Origin of the sequence: Campylobacter concisus (assembly GCF_001891085.1) — a bacterium.
In the GTDB taxonomy this organism is placed as follows: Bacteria; Campylobacterota; Campylobacteria; order Campylobacterales; family Campylobacteraceae; genus Campylobacter_A; species Campylobacter_A concisus_O.
Genome location: NZ_JXUP01000006.1, coordinates 157,837 through 176,266 on the forward strand (window position 1 = coordinate 157,837; position 18,430 = coordinate 176,266).

General features: G+C 37.0%; 15 protein-coding genes. 4 read left to right on the forward strand and 11 right to left on the reverse strand.

The window, feature by feature from the left end; translation table 11 throughout:
- Positions 1-36 precede the first annotated feature (36 nt).
- The 4 genes from TH67_RS06155 to TH67_RS06170 all read right to left on the reverse strand — a co-directional run bounded on the left by TH67_RS06155 (position 37) and on the right by TH67_RS06170 (position 3,162).
- Positions 37-243, reverse strand: coding sequence for an excalibur calcium-binding domain-containing protein (locus tag TH67_RS06155; protein WP_072594813.1), 207 nt, complete (start codon positions 241-243; stop codon positions 37-39).
- A 79-nt stretch (positions 244-322) separates the two neighbouring features.
- Positions 323-1,096 (reverse strand): ABC transporter ATP-binding protein, encoded by a 774-nt coding sequence (locus tag TH67_RS06160; protein ID WP_072594814.1) that lies wholly within the window; start codon positions 1,094-1,096, stop codon positions 323-325.
- A complete protein-coding gene (locus TH67_RS06165) occupies positions 1,096-2,103 on the reverse strand; it encodes a FecCD family ABC transporter permease (RefSeq protein ID WP_072594815.1) in 1,008 nt (335 codons plus the stop codon). The genes TH67_RS06160 and TH67_RS06165 overlap by 1 nt, the downstream gene beginning before the upstream one ends.
- Before the next feature lie 3 nt (positions 2,104-2,106).
- A complete protein-coding gene (locus TH67_RS06170) occupies positions 2,107-3,162 on the reverse strand; it encodes an ABC transporter substrate-binding protein (RefSeq protein ID WP_081370921.1) in 1,056 nt (351 codons plus the stop codon).
- A gap of 217 nt (positions 3,163-3,379) precedes the next feature.
- Here TH67_RS06170 and TH67_RS06175 point away from each other — a divergent pair, with 217 nt between their 5' ends.
- Together TH67_RS06175 and TH67_RS06180 are read left to right on the forward strand one after the other, a co-directional pair.
- Positions 3,380-5,611 carry a nitric-oxide reductase large subunit gene (locus TH67_RS06175; protein WP_021090748.1) on the forward strand — a complete coding sequence of 744 codons (2,232 nt, stop codon included), beginning with the start codon at positions 3,380-3,382 and terminating at the stop codon, positions 5,609-5,611.
- A 71-nt stretch (positions 5,612-5,682) separates the two neighbouring features.
- The gene (locus TH67_RS06180; protein ID WP_072594816.1) at positions 5,683-6,225 is read left to right on the forward strand and encodes a DUF1523 family protein; all 543 of its coding nucleotides are present in this window, start codon (positions 5,683-5,685) and stop codon (positions 6,223-6,225) included.
- A gap of 442 nt (positions 6,226-6,667) precedes the next feature.
- Here the strand turns inward: TH67_RS06180 and hpf are convergent, their stop codons facing one another.
- The 6 genes from hpf to fliW all read right to left on the reverse strand — a co-directional run bounded on the left by hpf (position 6,668) and on the right by fliW (position 14,061).
- Positions 6,668-7,195 carry a ribosome hibernation-promoting factor, HPF/YfiA family gene (hpf, locus tag TH67_RS06185; protein ID WP_072594817.1) on the reverse strand — a complete coding sequence of 176 codons (528 nt, stop codon included), beginning with the start codon at positions 7,193-7,195 and terminating at the stop codon, positions 6,668-6,670.
- Between the two features lie 80 nt (positions 7,196-7,275).
- Entirely contained in the window at positions 7,276-7,698 is a 423-nt protein-coding gene (locus TH67_RS06190; RefSeq protein WP_072594818.1) for a hypothetical protein, read from the reverse strand.
- Positions 7,698-8,714: a type II secretion system protein gene (locus TH67_RS06195; RefSeq protein ID WP_257638055.1), complete on the reverse strand. Its 1,017-nt coding sequence runs from the start codon at positions 8,712-8,714 to the stop codon at positions 7,698-7,700. The genes TH67_RS06190 and TH67_RS06195 overlap by 1 nt, the downstream gene beginning before the upstream one ends.
- Positions 8,711-9,406: a type II secretion system protein gene (locus tag TH67_RS06200; protein ID WP_072594820.1), complete on the reverse strand. Its 696-nt coding sequence runs from the start codon at positions 9,404-9,406 to the stop codon at positions 8,711-8,713. Before TH67_RS06200 ends, TH67_RS06195 begins: the two co-directional genes overlap by 4 nt.
- Positions 9,400-13,617, reverse strand: coding sequence for a hypothetical protein (locus tag TH67_RS06205; RefSeq protein WP_072594821.1), 4,218 nt, complete (start codon positions 13,615-13,617; stop codon positions 9,400-9,402). The genes TH67_RS06200 and TH67_RS06205 overlap by 7 nt, the downstream gene beginning before the upstream one ends.
- 60 nt (positions 13,618-13,677) lie before the next feature.
- Positions 13,678-14,061, reverse strand: coding sequence for a flagellar assembly protein FliW (gene fliW, locus TH67_RS06210; RefSeq protein WP_054196362.1), 384 nt, complete (start codon positions 14,059-14,061; stop codon positions 13,678-13,680).
- Between the two features lie 112 nt (positions 14,062-14,173).
- Between fliW and TH67_RS06215 the strand changes: the two genes are divergently transcribed.
- Entirely contained in the window at positions 14,174-14,821 is a 648-nt protein-coding gene (locus TH67_RS06215) for an outer membrane protein assembly factor BamD (RefSeq protein ID WP_072594822.1), read from the forward strand.
- An 8-nt stretch (positions 14,822-14,829) separates the two neighbouring features.
- Complete coding sequence (gene lon, locus TH67_RS06220; protein WP_072594823.1) at positions 14,830-17,247, forward strand: endopeptidase La; 2,418 nt, start codon at positions 14,830-14,832, stop codon at positions 17,245-17,247.
- A 636-nt stretch (positions 17,248-17,883) separates the two neighbouring features.
- Here the strand turns inward: lon and TH67_RS06225 are convergent.
- Positions 17,884-18,342, reverse strand: a complete 459-nt coding sequence (locus TH67_RS06225; protein ID WP_072594990.1) for a methylated-DNA--[protein]-cysteine S-methyltransferase — start codon at positions 18,340-18,342, stop codon at positions 17,884-17,886.
- Positions 18,343-18,430 lie beyond the last annotated feature (88 nt).

Genomic DNA, 18,430 nt, shown 5'->3' on the forward strand with positions numbered 1-18,430 from the left:
TGGCTTTAAAATTTAGCGGAGTAAATTTTAATAAAATTATTTTTCTACTCTTCGCTCTTTGCATACATTCTCGCATGGTATGCCGTCACGATCACGATCAAACCCACTGCGTCCGCATTTTCTTAGATAGTGATATGCTTCTTCGCAACTTTTCATCTCTTTGCAGTAGCGTTTAGAACAATCAAATTTATCCGCCGCGTTTGCCATCAATGCAAAAAATAAAATCAAAACTACTTTTTTCATTTTTACTCCAAAGGCAGTATTAAATAAGAAAAATAATACAAAAAGCTCTCAAAAGAATTTCTCTTTTGAGAGTATAAATTTAAAGAGGATATGTTAAGCAACACTCTCTTTTTACTTCGTCGATGTAGCTTACATTTAAGCTTAATCCGTAAAGTTTGCTTAAATTTTCGCTTCTGATGATCTCACTAACTGAGCCAAACTCAACATTTCCATCACCTTTTACAAGTGCGACATATCCGCCAAGAAGTACGGCAAAGTCAGGGTTATGAGTAGTTAGCACGACCGAGTAGCCAAGCTCTTTTAGCCACTTGAGCGTGCGTAAAAATTTATACTGGTTGCCAAAATCAAGCGCGCTCGTTGGCTCATCAAAAATGATCATCTTTGGCTGCGCGGCCATCGCGCGTGCGATCATACACATCTGCTTTTGACCGCCACTCATCTGCGTAATAAAACGCTCTTCAAGATACTCGATCTCAAGCTTTTTGGTGTAAATTTTAGCGATCTCTTCGTCCTCCTTGCTAGGTCTTGCAAAGATGCCAAGGTGTGCCGCGCGTCCCATCGTGATGAACTCAAGCCCGGTGTATTCATACTCGGTAACCTCGCTTTGAGCGACATACGCCATGATCTTAGCGCGCTCCTTGTTGCTTAGGCTATCAACATTTTTGCCATTAAGAAAAATTTCTCCCGAAACTGGCTTTAGCGAGCCACTTATTAGCCCAAGAGTGGTTGATTTGCCAGCACCATTTCGACCAAGAATGGTTAAAATTTCACCTGCGCCTATCTTTAAATTTACATTTTCTAGTTTGCCAGCCCCATTTGGGTAGCTAAAGTTTAAATTTCTAACTTCAAGCATCACGCAACCTTTTTATTTCGCCACAAGACCCAGACGAAAAATACCGTGCCGATAAAGCCAGTAAGCACGCCAAGAGGCACTTCGCTCACGCTTATGCTACGAGCTAATGTATCTACAAATAGTAAAAACATCGCACCCATAAATATGCTTGCTGGCATGCTTTTTATGTTGTTTGCACCAACTAGCATACGAGCCAGATGTGGCATGAGAAGTCCCACCCAAGCGACTATACCGCTTATGCAGACGCTGCACGCTGTAAGAAGCGTAGCGCATATGATGACAATAGCGCGTTCAAAAGCTACGTTTACGCCAAGTCTCGCTGCACTCTCGTCGCCAAGGGAAAGCAAATTTATACGCCAGCTCATGGCGATTAGTAAAATGGCGCAGATGATCATCACTGGGGCTATAAATTTTAAATTCTCACTATCAAGCTTTGCTAGACTTCCAAGCTGCCAGTAGACGATGTCAGGTAGCTTTGTTTCAGGATCAGCGACATATTTTAAAAAACCGATTATAGAGCCCATGAGACCACTTACGATGATACCAGAAAGAACTAGCATAAGCGTGCTAGTGCGTCCCATCATCTTTGGTATGGCTAGAGTGATAGCAACAGCTGCTAGACCAAAGCCAAATGCAAAAGCCTGCACCCAAAATAGCGATAGATCAAAGATGATCGCGGTGGCAGCTCCCACGCAGGCACCTGCAGAAACACCAAGAAGATCGGGGCTAACTAGCTGGTTTTTAAAGACGCCTTGATAGGCTGCACCACTCACGCTAAGAGCAGCACCAACAAGGATGGCGGCTATAATGCGCGGAATACGTAAATTTTCTATCACATTTGTGATGTTGCTAGCTGCGCCCTCACCATAGCCAAAGTTGTGAGCTAGCACGCTAAAGACGTCGCTAAAAGGTATGTAAAACCTACCAACGCCAAGTGCAACAAAGGCGCAAATAAGCGTTAGTAGGGCTAAAAATATAGCAACTAATGAAAAATTTGCGTTTTTCATATATTATTTGCTGCTGCCGTCAGGGTTTAGACCTTTTAATATGTAGTCATACTCTGTGTCGGTAAGCTCGTGGCCTAGAAACTCTTTATAAAACTCTTTTGTTTTTGCTTTCATGTCTAGGTCTTTGAAAAGATCAGGCTGGATAGTTTTTGCTGCCCATAAAATTTGAAGTACGCTCTCAGCGCCATATCTATCCCAAGCAAATGCACCTTTTGGGTTGCCATAAATTTTGCCGTTTTTCACAGCGTTTGAGCCTGAAAACGCAGGGTGCTCTTTGACATTTTTGATCAAAGCGTCTGTGTCGTTGCCACCAACGATGATAATATCAGGGTTTGCGTTGATGATCTCTTCAGCTGTTAGCTCGATCATAGATCCCTCTTTTGATACTGCGTTTTTGCCGCCAGCTAAATTTATCCAAGTGTTTTGAATAGTGTTTGTACCATCAACTTTTAATAAATTTGCTCCGCCAAGAAGGTGAAGTACTTTTGGACGCTTATCAGCTGGGATATTTTTTGTTTTGGCTTCTACAAATTTTGAGTTCTCATGGATCTTGTTTGAAAGCTTTTCAGCCAAAGCTCTAGCCTTGTCAGTGCCGATAACTTCAGCTGTTGCATAGATACTTTTCTCCATATCTGGATAGTCTCTATATATCATATTTACCGCGCTAAAGCCATTTTTAGTAAGCTCTTCTTGGTAATTTTTGCTAGAAACTATGACAACATCAGGTGCTAGCTTAACTAGCTCTTCTACCTGGATATCTTTGCCATTTAGCGCAGCTGGGAGGTCTTTTACTTTTGGATATACGTGTATAAACCACTTATTTTTCTTGATGAGATCTGTAGTGGTGATCACTTTATCCATGCCACCAAGTGCTAGGATGATTTCGTTGTTTGCATGCCAAAGTGCAGCGATCTTTTCTACCTTTTCAGGTACGCTTACTTTGACGCCTTGCATATCGGTGATGCTTCTTGCAGACTCAGCTGCGTTTAGACTAAGAGCCATAAATAGTGAAGCAACAAGGCTAAATTTGGTTACTTTATGCATAAAATTTGTTTGCATATTTTTTCCTTTATTTTTGAAGTATAAACATGTATATTAATAATATTTATATTAATTCTATGTAAATTTTGCATATACATTATGAAGAATTTGCATATATTGTAAATTCTTATAAAACTAATGGGATAAATTCTCTCCTTTTATTGACATATATCATTAGCTGCTTTTTTAAAATGAGATAAACTTCGCCTTAAAATTTTTAAAAAAAGGAGAATCAATGCGTGAATACAAAAAGTATTGGCTAGCACTTGTTGCAGTACTAGTAATTTGCTTTAGTATTTTAGGCTACTACGGCGTTGAGGTTTATAGAAGCTCGCCACCAGTTGTAAATTTTACAGATGAGAATGGCAATGTCGTGATCGACAAAGAGAGCATCTATAAAGGTCAAGAGGCCTGGCAAAGCATAGGAGGTATGCAAGTTGGCTCTGTTTGGGGACACGGTGCATATCAAGCACCTGATTGGAGTGCGGACTGGCTTCACAAAGAGTTGGTTATATTTTTAGAGTTAAAAGCAGATGAAATTTACCACTCAAAATATGCTGACTTAAATGATGAGCAAAAGGCAAATCTAAAAGTTCTACTTAAAAAAGAGTACCGAGAAAATGGCGTAAAAGACGATAAAATCGTACTTAGCAGCGATAGATTAAAGGCTATGAAACAAGTAAGCCAAGAGTATTCATCACTTTTTGGAAATGACCCTAAGTTTAAATCTTTAAGAGAAGCTTATGCGATGAAAGAAAATACTCTTCCAAATGCTTCTGATAGAGATGATCTTAATAACTTTTTCTTCTGGTCAGCCTGGGCAACCGCAGCAAACAGACCTAATAGCGATGCTACATACACAAACAACTGGCCACACGAGCCACTAATAGATAATGTACCAACAAGCGAGAATATATTTTGGTCAATCGCAAGTGTTGTAATACTTATTGCTGGTATTGGATTTCTTGTTTGGTTTAGCTCTTTTTATGGTAAAAAAGATGATGAAAAATTAGAAGCTATTAGCGAAGATCCACTTAGTAAATTAAGCCTAACTCCATCTCAAAAAGCTCTTAAAAAATATCTTTTTGTAACTTTGGCTCTTTTTGCTTTCCAAATTTTAATAGGTGGCTTTACAGCTCACTATACAGTCGAAGGACAAGAATTTTACGGTATAAACTTATCAGCTTATATTCCTTATTCACTTGCTAGAACATGGCACATTCAGGCTAGTATTTTCTGGATTGCGACAGGATTTTTAGCAGGCGGTCTTTTCCTAGCACCTATTATAAATGGCGGTAAAGATCCAAAATTCCAAAAGCTTGGCGTAGATTTATTATTTTACGCACTACTAATCCTTGTAGTTGGCAGTTTTGCTGGTGAGTATTTAGCGATCGCAAATATTATGCCTATAAATTTAAGCTTCTGGTTTGGACACCAAGGATATGAATATATCGAGCTTGGACGTGTTTGGCAAATTATTTTATTTGTTGGTCTTGTCATTTGGATGCTACTTTTACTTCGTGGATTTATCGGCGGATTTAAGAATAAAGGTGACAAAAATTTACTTGCTATCTTTGCAGCTTCTGCTGTTGCAGTTGGATTATTTTACGGAGCAGGATTATTTTACGGCCAAAGAAGCCCACTTCCAGTGATGGAATACTGGCGCTGGTGGGTTGTACACCTTTGGGTTGAAGGCTTTTTTGAAGTCTTTGCTACCGCTTCACTTGCTTTTGTATTTGTTAGTCTTGGTCTTGTTTCAAAGAGATTTGCTACGTTTTCAACACTTGCGAGTGCATCACTTTTCTTAGTGGGCGGAATTCCAGGAACTTTCCACCACTTATATTTTGCGGGCACTACAACACCTATAATGGCAGTTGGCGCTAGCTTCTCAGCACTTGAGGTAGTTCCTCTTGTATTACTTGGCGCTGAAGCTTATGAGCACTACAGACTTCAGTTTGCTCAAACTTGGGCTAAGACATTAAAATGGCCACTTTACTGCTTTATCGCAGTTGCTTTCTGGAATATGCTAGGTGCTGGTGTATTCGGATTTTTAATCAATCCTCCAATTTCACTATTTTATATCCAAGGTCTAAATACGACTCCAGTCCACGGACATGCTGCACTATTTGGTGTTTATGGATTTTTGGCACTTGGATTTGTTTGGCTAGTGGCTACTTATCTATTCAAAGGTCAAGAATTTGACGAGAAACTTATGAAAGTAGGCTTTTGGGGCTTAAATATAGGCCTTATGCTAATGATCGTACTTTCACTACTTCCAATAGGAATTTATCAAGCATTTGCAAGCCTAGAGCATGGTATGTGGTATGCAAGAAGCGCTGAGCTTTTACAACAATCACACTTGCAAAATTTAAGATGGGTAAGAATGATTGGCGATACGATTTTAATAATCGGTGGAATCAGCTTCCTTGCACAACTTCTAAAATTTATGCTTAATAAAAAAGCTTAAAATTAAAGGGGTATTTTGCCCCTTTATTAAGCTATCTTTTCATAAAATAACGCAAATTTAAAAGGAAAGAAATGATTACATTTTTTAAAAGAATTTGCGTTATTTTTATCGTGCTTTTACACTCTTTTTTGGCTCTTGTAGTTGATTATTCGTTTCCACACTATGCAAATGTGCAAATCACAGGTGGCGATGTCAAACGTATGGACAAAGATGGTATCATCGATGCTAAAAATCCGGCTGATGGCCCTACCAGAGATGTTTATTTTCTCTACACTAAAGATTCTAATAATTCAAATAAAGTCATGGCTTATAGAAATGAAGATACTGCATGGGGATTTCCGTTTTATTTTAAATTTAACTCAGCTGATGTACAAGCCAAGGCCCAGGGCTTTGCAAATAGCGATAAAAACGTAACTGTAAAATATTATGGATATAGAATTTCTATGCTTCAAGAGTTTAGAAATGTCATCTCACTAAAAGAAAGTGGCACAGATACTAGTTGGCCGGTAGCTAGCTATGTATTTTATTTTATCTTGTTTATCTCGCTAATCATTTGGATAAGAAAGATAAATAAGGCCTTTAGACCAAAAACTAGTGAAAATTTAGAGAAATAGATAGTATCTGTTTTAGCTATTTGATATTTTAAAAATCAAAAAGAGAACTTCGTTTCTCTTTTATCTTTAAAAATTTCTAGTACTATCAAGCATTTTTAGCTCGTTTGCTCTGCTATGCTCCTCTACGCTTTCTCAGTCTATAAAATAAAATTCTACATCTAGATTATTTTTAAGAAAATCACCCGCTTTTTTATGGCATGTAATTCTTTGCCTTGCCATTCATCAGTTGTGACCTAGTTTAGTTCGCCAAGATCTTCTAAAATGACTCGCACGAAAGCCACCTTGTATCTACGTCTATATCACACAAGGATATCTCTATTCTATTTTTGAAAATTTAAAGCCATTTGCTGGCACAGTAGTTTTTGCAACAGGTTTTTTAGATTTTAGAAAGAAAATTTATAGTGAATTAGCTTAAATTTTAGGGGCAAAGCTGCCCCTATTTTTAGTAAAGACCGAAAGTTCCGTCTGTTCTTTTGTAGATCACACGCATTTTTGCGTCAACATCGTTAAATACGTAAAATTGTTTATCACTTGATTTTAGTTTTTCAAGTGCTTCTTCGACCTCAAGTGGTTTATAAATTTCAAGCTCCATAGGCACGATCTCTTCAACGCCTTCGATCTTTTCTTCACCTATTCTTGAGCGGAATTCTTTGTCGTCAGCCTTGCCTTTAACAGTAAATTTCTTATCATGCTCTCTTCTTAAAACTTTTGATGCTTTTTCGATAGCAAGATCGATCGCAGCGTAAAGATCTTTATCTTTTTGGCGAACGACTATCGTATCTTTATGGGCCATATTTAGAGAAAATTCTGCATTAAAGCCTTTTTTTCCTTGTTTTTCATCAGCTGCTACAACACATCTTACTGAGATGATGTCGAGATTGTATTTACCAAGCGTATCAAAAGCGTCTTGGATATAGTTTTTGATTGGCTCTGTTAGCTCAAATTGTTTTCCTACAATGCTTATGTTCATCGTAATCTCCTTTATAGAAATTAAGATGATTATAACACGCTAAAACTAAAAACAAATTAAACTAAAATCTTTATAAAATTTTAAAGTTTCTGAAGAGTTCGTTTGTGAAAATTTATAGGATTTGGCGTTTTTTTATCTTTTGATGTTACAAAAACATCAAAGATCATGTTGCCAGTACTTGCGACTCCGTTTGTTCCTGGCATGATGGTCGGTGGAGTGCATATACCGATATCGCCAAAGTAAGTTATTTTTACTTTAAAGTCGAACATATCGTTAAATTCCCCATTTACTTTATCTAAGCATTTGTTTGAGAAATCAGTTCTAAAAATTTCAAACATTGCATACTCTGCTGCTGCTTGAGCAACGAGTTGTGCTTGCTCTCTTAGATAAATTTCACTGCTTTGTCTGGCTGATGTGCTAGCTATCGAAAGAGCAAGAGTGCTGATAGAAGCTGCCACAACTAGAAAAAATATCGCCGCTATTAATGTAAATCCTTTTCTCATCAATAAACCGCCTTTGATTTGCAAATGGTTATTTCTGACTTTTCTGCTTTAAGGCAAAGCTTTAATGCGATGACTCCATTTTTTTCTGTAAAGACAAATCTTGTTACATGTTTAGCTAGTGTCGCACTTTCGGCTTTGATATCCTTTGTAGATGTTGAGCTAAATTTTTTAAAGCTTTCATTTAGCCATGGCCTATAGTTGTAGTAAATTTTAAGGTCAAAAGAGCCATTTTGTATATCCTCGGCATTTTGCTCAGCTGGCGCTATGGCAATGGCTGTGTAAGCTAGTTTATACTGCTCTGAAATTTTTTTATTTTTAAAATCACTTGAAATTTTAAGCGTGTCGATTGATTGTATGCCAACTTTTGCGATATCTAAGTGCCTTTGGTCTAAATTTTCTTGATAGCCAAAGCTGCTACCAACTCTATAAAGTATGCTAGAAAATATCGCTACTAAACCGCCATTTTCATTATCGGCGTTTATACACCTAGAGCCGCTATTTACATCTTCTTCATTGCTATCATTTTCGCAGGTCAAGTCCATTACGCCATTTCTAAAAGCATCATTAAATTTGCTTCCAGGGCTTTTTAATCCATTTGCAACAGAGCTATTTGCAAGATCTACATATCCGCTATATATGCCTTCTTCGATGATCGGATCTCCGTTAGTATCGTCTCCTTTATATTCGTTTATGCCATCAAATAGCTCATAAGCAGCTGGGATAAATTCTAAAATTTCAAAGTCGCTGCTTAAATTTACGCCACTATCATTTAGAGCTAGGTAATCTCCATTTTTTTTTCTAGCGATAACGCTTTGTTTGATTCTGTGGCTAAGTAGCATTGAAATTTGCTCTAGAGCGATTTCGCTTTGTGTTTCTAGTTCGTTTATTACTTTGCTTTGAAAATAGTTTTGATATAAATTCATAAGCGTGTTAAAGCTCATAAGTGAGATAACACCAAGTACGGTGATGACTATTATTAGCTCAATTAATGTAAAAGCTTTTTTTGTTTTTTTCATTTCCATTCTTTTACACTTAGAGTACTGCTTTCACCTATATTAAAGGCATATCCATAAAGTACGCTTTTGCTCTCTTTTGTAGTTTTCATAGTCGTATCTAGCTTTATCTGTAAAACGTCACTATCATTTAAAGGAGTGCTAACTACAAATTTATCAGCTCCATTTGTTATAGTTGGAGTCGTCTCTGTATCTATGATAAAGTCGCGTTTAGTAGTGCTAGCAGTTAGTGAGATGGATTTTTGAGTATTGAAATTTTTGATAGATTTTACTTTAAAATTTACGCTTTTGATTGATTCTGGAAGCTTTGAATCATTAGGCCTTGTGGCACATGCAGATGAATTTTGCACCGGATATGCAAGTATCCTATGTCCTTCACCTTTTACTCCACTTTTTTCATAAAAATCCGGATTTGCCCCTTGATCGCAGATAATAAGAGGAAAAATTATAGCCTCTTGAGTCGTTATAGAAGATGGCATGGTATTTTTACCGGCTATTAAGACTTGATCGCTAAATGGTGCTTTTAATATTAATGACATATAGGTTTTAGCATTCATTAGTCCTTCTTGCATTAAGGACTGCTCACTTAAATTTGAAGTAGTTCTTACCGCTAGTGGCAAGCTTGCACTTACTATGGCTACTACAAGCACTGACAAGATAAGCTCTATCAATGAAAAGCCACCCCTTTTCACCACTCTATTCTCCTGTTTGTCTTGTCACTTATATCTAGGTTACTATCACTATTAGATTTTACTCCTATAAAACCTCCAACTGCACCGCTTGTCTTATCTTCTATGTTATTGCTCTTTAGGACTTTACCAGCCCATTCGCCATTTGGTACTAGAAAATTTAGATTGAAATTATTTGTTTCAGGTTTCTCATCAAATTCGCTATAAAGAAGCCAGCTAGGTGCTCTCATTTTAGCCACATCAGTAACCGCTGAAGGATTTCTTATAAAAATTATTTGCTCACCATTACTTATGCTGCTTACATCATTTCTTAAAACAGTGCCGCTATAAGTGTTTGTAAAGCTAAAGTCATGATAGTTAAGTACTCCTGCGCTATGTTTTGGATTGGTGGCCCAAAATGGTGCAGCTGGAAAGTCTTGCCATAATTTACCATCATTTTTCATGTAGGCATTTTTATCGCACCCATCGCAGTAGGCACCATAATAAATTTTGGCGTAAAAGCCGCTATAAAGCCCTTCATAAAATGGTGCATAAACCCTACCAAAGTAAAATTTTGCTGTCGTTTCTGTTGCTGGTTTTTCATATTTTTTTACTGTATCGGTGCTATCTGACATTCCGCTAAAGCTAAAATCATTACTTGAAATAGTAAAAGGATTTTTAGCATGATTTACTTTTCTTTCAAAATTAAAATATACTTCACCTTTGCCTACGCCATTTACAAAAGTATTTTTTTCTACATAAAATGTTGATTTTGTAGCACTTGGATCTATTGCTTTTCTAGTATTTGAGCCAGGAATTTCAAAAAATAAAATTTCTTCATTTGCTTTTGCTAATGTACCGGCATTGCCATCGTTATCTGTAAAATTTAAAGGAACTCTGTCTAACTTTATGTCAAAGTTCATATTCTTTGCATAGCAATCTTCATTATAAAGTTTTGCAGGGTCATCGTTAAATAACCTGGCAGTTACTTCAAAGTCAAGCTTTGCTTTTTGTATGCCTTCATTATCAAGGTATGTTATATCGCTATCTTTTGTTATCTTTAACTTGCTTATTTGTATATCTTTTGGCCTAAATAGATAATCTCTATTACCTTCCAGCTTTATACTACATCCGATCCTTCCTTCTTGAGCAGTATCTTGTGATGGATCGTTGCTAATTGAGTTTTTTACACAATCATCAGCTCTTGATGGCGTATGTTGATCAGTTATTGTATAGTCTTTGTCTAATACATAAAAATATGTATCACCTATATCTGAGTAAGAAAAGCCAACAGGTCCACTTGATGTGTGACGGAAAATTTTACCCAATGCTTTATTTGGATCGTTAAAATCTACGCTTAGTTTGTTTTCACTTTCTATAATGCTAGGATCGCAAGTCGCACTATATGCTGGTACAAGTTTTATCTCTCCATTTGAGCCACTTATGTTATTTATATAACCATTTGCTAAGCCACTATCAAGAGGTTTCATAGCTGCAAGAGCAATGTTATTATAAACTTTGCCGCCTATTAAAACATTGTTATTATTGATCGTATTCTTGTCAGTATCCCATAGTCTAAAGTGACTTGGTCTTATAGCAAAATCATCTAATTTTTCGCATTCAACCTTTGTAGTATTTGTCACTGGATCAAGATGAGAAATTCTAAATTTTACGCTTTTATAGGCTCTATCAATACTAATGCCTGACAACAAAATATCAGTTACGCCATTAAATGTTATATCTTGTTCATATAAATTTGTTGGAGCATTGCAAGACTCGACCAACTCTACTTTTACATCTACTGGGGCATCTGGTACTTTTTTATTGCCATCTGTATCATAGTTCGTGATATAGACATTAAATGGCGTAGAAACGATTTTAGTTAGAAGTCTATTTTTAAATTTAGCTTTAAAAGTTGCTGAGCCATCGTCTTGTCTATTGCTTGCGACGAAATTATTTGGACTGGCACTAACGCCTAAAGTAATGTTGTAGTTTTGATTGCTACATCTTCTTATGTATGTGTCATAGGGCTGTAAATTTATATCAGCATTTGCAACCGTGGCTTTGTAACTATTTGACTCAAATTTAGACTTAAGGGTAGTTTCATATATGGCATAAGCGTAGTTGCCTTGATGAATTAGCATTTCTCCACCCTTATTTGCAGCAGCACCTTGTCCTAAATAAAAAGTTAAGTCATTTCCGCTTAATTGCTGCAGGCCTGTGTTGTCGTTATAGTGTACCTGTCCTGACATAGTAAGCAGATCACTAGGTCCTTGTGATGCTTTATCTGCGTATATGTAAGTTGAGTTTGGATTATAAATTTGGCTTGGATCTATTGTAGCTTTTAGTGCAAAGTCTTGGGCGGCTTCATTAGTATTGTTTGTAACTTCAACGAAAGTTTTTAAAATAGTATTTGCTGGCACTACTGTTGGGGTATTTTCTTGCACCTTTGTAAAAGTACTATCGCTAGGTTTTTTTGCATAAATATATTCCATATAGCAAACATCTGGTTTATATATACGGGTAGAAAAGCCTACCATGGCCAAATTTATACGGTCAGCGCTTACAACATTAGCACTGCCTGAATTTTTAATCGTTGTAACTGTAAATTTTATATCTGCTTCTTTTTGGGAATGTGACATTTTGTCTGATATATCAAATATATCTAAGTCTGCTTGAGAGTGAAATTTTTTGCCTGGATTTATAGGTTGTCCAAATTTTGTCATGGTTGAGTTAAATTGATCACCTTTTGCATTGTATTTGCTGGTTATACTCAGATAGCTACCTTCGTTTTCTATTTCAATATTCTCACCTTTTGTTTCTGGCTTTCCGCCAAAAGAAAACATTGTAAGCGTAGCATTTATATCGCCTGCTTTTGGTGTATAGATATTCTCAAATTTTACATCTACGGTTGAGCTCTTTACAGTACCAAATGGATCGCTTGACTTCATCCAGTCTGCTGCAAGTCTTTCTAGTCCATCAAATATACTAACAAGCTTTGGCTCTATATTGTTTGCTGCAGCGGTTTTATCATCAAAGTCATAAATGATGACTAAACTCCAAGCCGCAAATTGTGGTGCGATGGATTGTATCCAGTAACCATTTTGCCCTTGAACTGGTGAGAATAGTAGCGTGCCGTATGTTTTTTTTAGTTTTCTATTAGTAGAGTTGTTTACCTTATATATGCCATCATTTGGGTCTATAAATTCATCACTAAAGGGAATCGTAGTTGATCTGATATTGCCAGCATAAAATGTCCTATCTGACTCACTAGTACCAAGAGAATCTCTAACTATATCTGTTACATCAGCGCTTGCTACATATTGGTAGTTTATTCCAGCCTTTACATAGTAGCTATTAGACTCGTTTTGATTATATGATTCAAGAGTCATTGATTTTGGTTTATACTCACTAAATGAGCCAAACCAAAAAACATCTTTTGGATCAGCATCTATTGTGATTACATTTTTTCCAGGAGCTTTAAAATCAATCCTGCTATATCCTTTTATGTAATTTAAGGCATTTACATATAAATTTGACCCAAGATTTTTTATTGCCCAGTTTTGATAAAGAGAGCCACCCCAATAAAGCCTGGCATAGACTACGTTTTTACCTTTTAAATTATTTTGTATAAAGGTATTTTTCTCACTAAAATCAAATGTGGAAGAGGATGAATTTTTACAATAAGGATGCTTGCTAGGATTATAAATATATGTTGTTTGACAAAGTGTGTAATTACTAGACGTAAAACTACCAGTATCTAAAAATATTCTATCGGCTGTAGATGATGTTCTTGTTACGTTAGATGGATCTGGAACAAAATTATATCCAGCGTATTGTGGAATCATAATAGTAGCACCAATGGTAGCTATATCTCCATTTACTCTGGTATTTAGATTTCCATTTATTGATCTTTGTCTTAAGCCTTTAGAGTGATCATCCCACATACCTATTAATGATCGTTGATTCCATGGAGAAAATTGCTCAACATAAATATGATAGTGGTCTTGTGCTAAGCCTGAAGAAAAGCTATTGGTATCTATCGTCCAAGTTCTATCAGATTTTCTTATGCAATGTGGGATATTTTTAGAAGAGTTGTCTTGGTACTCTTCAGCGTCTATAAAGCAAGAATAGTTTGCTCCACTACAACCAATAGATGCTGCTTCTGCTGTCGTACAAGCTCTGGGTGCACAAAAACCAAACGTTACAATAAAACAGAGTAAGTATGCTATCTTCACAACAAATCCTCTAAATAACAATAAAAAATCTCTCCTTAGATTTTTAAAAGCTTTTAGCTACTATTTTTGTATAAAATTTTCTATCATTTCAGCTTGCCCGTACTGAGGATATTTGGCAATGTCTAAAACGACTTGGGATAAGGTCATATTGTCCATATTGCAAACGATAGGAGCTATAAAATTTACAGTTGATTTTTCAAGCGGGAGTGCAACAACGATAATGTTATAAATTCTAAGTTGAGAGCTTTCTTTAATCTCCATAAGATCTTCATAATAGCTTGGAATGTCGAATTCGTAGCTTCTTAATGCAAAAGGATTTATCATTGTAAAAGATGTCTCATCATCTTTGCTTGCTAGCTTAACAAAAAATTTATCAAGTTCAATTAACTCCATCGTTTTGATATGCTCAAAGCCTAAAATAGGGCTTTTAACACTAAAAATCATACTAACTCCTATTTTGTAAAGTTGCCGTATTTTATCATAGTTTTAAAAAATTTATACAAAAATAATAGCAAAAAATGTAGAATACGAGGATTTAAACTTTTTAAGGAAAAGCATGAAAAGATTTTCTAAATTTCTAGCAGTTGTGGCTCTTTTGGGGCTTTTTAGTGGTTGTGCTGAAAAATATACCGAGCTTTATAATCTAACTCCTGATGAGTGGTATGCTCAGGTTATAGCTGATATAAAAGATGGCGATCTTGAAGCGGCCGATAAACACTATGTCTCAATGGCAAGCGAACACGTAGCAAGCCCGCTTTTGGAGCAAATTTTACTTATCCTTGCCCAAGCTCACGCAAATGATGAAGAGTATCTAATGGCAAATCACTATCTTGACGAGTATATTAAAAGATACGGCGATAACGGCCCAAAAACAGAGTTTGCTCAGTATCTAAAGATAAAAGCAAATTTTGACTCATTTACTCAGCCAAACCGCAACCAAAAGCTCATGGAAGATAGCGTAACTGAGATCGAGAAATTTCTTTATATGTATCCAAATACTGAATATAAGCCACTTATCGAGACTATGCTTATTAAATTTAAGCTCGCGCTTTACTTCCTAGATATGCAAATAGCCGATCTTTATAATAGAACGGGCAGGGATGTATCGGCTAAAATTTATGAGCAAAAACTTGAAGAGTCGCCGTTTAGAAATTCTGACCTTATAAAACCTGACGTAGCATGGTATAGAAAACTGTTTGAATAGGAGAAATTTTGCAAATAAACGAAAATAAAGGCTTCCCAACTGAAATTCCTATTATCGTTGAGGATGAGCTATTTTTATATCCATTTATGATAACTCCGCTTTTTTTAAGCGATGATGAAAATTTAAAAGCACTTGAACTTGCCATACAAGAAGAGACTCCGATCCTTGTGGTGCCTACAAAGCCTCAGCAAGACGGCGCTAGAGACTTTGACGGCATATATGACGCAGGCGTAATCGGCACGATAATGCGCCGTGTGCCATTACCTGACGGACGCGTGAAGGTGCTATTTCAGGGCATCGACAAAGGCAAAATTTTAAAACAATCAGGCATAAACCCACTCCGTGGCATCGTCGATATGCTTCATGTCAAACGTCCATCACAGGTTAAAACTGATGCACTAATCGTAGTTTTAAGAGAAAAAGTAAGAGAGCTTTCGCAGTTTAGCCATTTTTTCCCGCCTGATCTTTTAAAAACGATAGAAGAGAGCGCTGAGGCGATCAGGGTTTGCGATCTCGTCTCAAGTGCACTTCGCTTAAAAAAACAGATCGCATATAGCTTTTTTGTCGAGGAAAATTTAGAGCAACGCCTACTAAAGCTCATCGACTATGTTATCGAAGAGATCGAGGCAAATAAGCTTCAAAAAGAGATAAAAAATAAAGTCCATTCAAAGATCGATAAGACAAACAAAGAGTACTTTTTAAAGGAGCAGTTAAAGCAAATCCAAGCTGAGCTTGGAGCGGATACGAGCCGTGAAGAGGAGCTTGAAGAGTACCGCAAAAAGCTTGATGCGAAGAAGAAATTTATGGCTGAGGACGCCTATAAAGAGATCAAAAAACAAATAGATAAGCTTTCTCGCATGCACCCAGACTCAGCAGACGCAAATACCTTGCAAAGCTATCTTGACTGGGTTTTAGAAATTCCATTTGAAAATGTAGCTAAGAAAAAGTCATCCATCAGCGAAGTGAGCAAGCATCTAAATGCCGATCACTACAGCTTGGAGAAGCCAAAAGAGCGCATCGAGGAGTATTTTGCTTTGCGTGAGCTTTTGGAGCTTAGAGGTGTCGGTGAAAAGGTAAATAATGGCGCTATTTTATGCTTTGCAGGCCCTCCAGGCGTGGGTAAAACAAGTCTCGCAAACTCGATCGCAAAAGCGCTAAAGCGTGAGCTAGTCAGGATCGCACTTGGCGGACTTGAGGACGTAAATGAGCTAAGAGGTCACCGCCGCACCTACATAGGCGCTATGCCAGGGCGTATCGTTCAAGGGCTAATAGAAGCCAAACAGATGAACCCAGTGGTTGTCTTAGATGAGATCGATAAGGTTGGCAGAAGCTACAGAGGCGACCCGACCGCAGTTTTACTTGAAATTTTGGACCCAGAGCAAAATAATAAATTTAGAGATTATTACCTAAATTTTAACATCGATCTTAGCAAGATCATCTTCATCGCCACAGCAAATGACGTGAGTATGATACCAGCCGCACTTCGAGATAGGATGGAGTTTATCGAGCTTAGCTCATACACTCCACAAGAGAAATTTGAGATCGCTAAAAAATATCTATTGCCTCAGGAGCTTAAAAAACATGGCCTAAAACCAAGCGATGTGAGTATCAGCAAAGAGGCACTTGAGCTAATCATCAGCGACTATACAAGAGAGAGTGGCGTGCGAAATTTACGCCGTAGGATCGCTGATATATTAAGAAAGGTCGCCAAAAATATCCTCACTAAAAAAAATGAGGGCAAGATCAGTGTCACGGCTAAAAATTTGAAAGAATTTTTGGAGAAAAAGGTCTATGAGATCGAGCCAGCGGATAAAAAAGATCAGATAGGTCTAGTAAATGGCCTTGCATGGACGAGTGTCGGTGGCGATGTGCTAAGGATCGAGGCTATCAGGATCCAGGGCAAAGGCAATATGCAGATCACCGGTCAGCTAGGCGACGTGATGAAAGAGAGCGCTCAGATCGCGTTTAGCGTTATTAAAGTGCTAATAGACAACAAAAAAATAAAAGTACCGATGACTATCGTGCCAAAATTTGACGATGACAAGCACAAGCTCGAAGCCAGCGACGTTTATAGACGCTATGATCTTCACTTGCACGTACCAGAGGGTGCTGTACCAAAAGATGGACCAAGTGCTGGCATCACGATGGCAACTGCGATCGCATCGATACTAACCGATACAAAGGTAAGACACGACATAGCAATGACTGGCGAGATTACGCTAACTGGTAGAGTGCTACCGATCGGTGGTCTAAAAGAGAAGCTAATCGCCGCGCACAAAGCTGGCATCAAAACAGCTCTGATACCTCGTAAAAACTACGACCGTGACCTTGTCGACATCCCAGCTGAAGTAAAGGCTGATATGAAGATCATCGCCGTAGATACGATCGATGATGTGCTAAAAAATGCTCTTGTAGCTAAAAAATAATCCTTATTCTAGCCCCATTTTCTCTCACTTGGGGCAAGAGAAATTTATAAATTTTGACGATCCTAAAATCCAAGCAAAAAGCCATATAACTTATAAAAGCAATTAATAATTTAAACATTATAAGCACATGCAGCACACTAGAGAAAAATAAATTTTAAAATTTATGAGCGAGTATATCACGCTTCGATTTCAGCAACAAGTAAATAATGAAACCTGAATTTAGTAAGTTACTAAGACAAGTGAGTAAAGTTTTAAAATTTGTAAATTTGCTTTGTTAAATCAAGTGAGTGTCAAGTAAATTTTAAAATTTCATAAACGAGTAATTTTGGCTCTAAAATTTGAGCTAAGCGGTAAGCAAATTTAGATTTTAGTTCTTGCGAGCGAATGAAGTTTTAAAATTTGAAAACGCTTTATTAAATTTATAAATTCCTTTTTACTCAAAAGAGAGACAATGGGGCTTGAATTACGAGGCCGTCCTCTTATCTTCCTTTTTAAATCTGCTAAATCACTCACGTTCAAGGTGCATTCAATGGCGCTAAAGCACTGCATGCGTTTTAAATACTCTGATAAATTTTAAAAATGTTCGCTTGTAAATTTTAAAATTCGCCGGACTTTTATTTTGCTGTAAATTTTTAGCTATTTATGCTTTGCTTCATGCTCTAAAAGCCAGATTTTAGTTGGCAAGCCATCTCCACCTGAGTAGCCGCCAAGCCCACTGCTAGCTAGCACTCTGTGACAAGGGACGATGATAGGCACTGGATTTTTAGCATTGGCTGTTCCTGCTGCTCGGTAGGCATTTTTATGACCTACGGCAAGTGCTAGAGCTGCGTATGTGGTCGTTTCTCCGTATGGTACTTTTTGTAAGGCCTCGTAAATTTTTGCTCTAAAATTAGTTGTTTTTATATCAAGCTTTATGCTAAAAATTTTAAGCCTGCCTTCAAAATATGCTTTTAGCTCATCAAGGCAAAGCCTTAAATTTTCATCATTTACTGCTACTTTTTCAAATTTATCTACAAAATTTATCTCACAAATTCCATTTTTACTGGCAACGATCTCTAAAATTCCAATGGGAGATTTTAGGTAAGCTTTTGACACATTTGCTCCTTGAAATTTGAAAATTTGGACAAATTTTACTTTAGTTTGTTTTGCTTTTTGATAAAATGCAAGCAAACTAGCGATTTTT

Coding starts and splice junctions, on each gene's coding strand:
- TH67_RS06155 (WP_072594813.1), bottom strand. CDS start 243: ATGAAAAAAGTAGTTTTGATTTTATTTTTTGCATTGATGGCAAACGCG.
- TH67_RS06160 (WP_072594814.1), bottom strand. CDS start 1,096: ATGCTTGAAGTTAGAAATTTAAACTTTAGCTACCCAAATGGGGCTGGC.
- TH67_RS06165 (WP_072594815.1), bottom strand. CDS start 2,103: ATGAAAAACGCAAATTTTTCATTAGTTGCTATATTTTTAGCCCTACTA.
- TH67_RS06170 (WP_081370921.1), bottom strand. CDS start 3,162: ATGCAAACAAATTTTATGCATAAAGTAACCAAATTTAGCCTTGTTGCT.
- TH67_RS06175 (WP_021090748.1), top strand. CDS start 3,380: ATGCGTGAATACAAAAAGTATTGGCTAGCACTTGTTGCAGTACTAGTA.
- TH67_RS06180 (WP_072594816.1), top strand. CDS start 5,683: ATGATTACATTTTTTAAAAGAATTTGCGTTATTTTTATCGTGCTTTTA.
- hpf (WP_072594817.1), bottom strand. CDS start 7,195: ATGAACATAAGCATTGTAGGAAAACAATTTGAGCTAACAGAGCCAATC.
- TH67_RS06190 (WP_072594818.1), bottom strand. CDS start 7,698: ATGAGAAAAGGATTTACATTAATAGCGGCGATATTTTTTCTAGTTGTG.
- TH67_RS06195 (WP_257638055.1), bottom strand. CDS start 8,714: ATGAAAAAAACAAAAAAAGCTTTTACATTAATTGAGCTAATAATAGTC.
- fliW (WP_054196362.1), bottom strand. CDS start 14,061: ATGATTTTTAGTGTTAAAAGCCCTATTTTAGGCTTTGAGCATATCAAA.
- TH67_RS06215 (WP_072594822.1), top strand. CDS start 14,174: ATGAAAAGATTTTCTAAATTTCTAGCAGTTGTGGCTCTTTTGGGGCTT.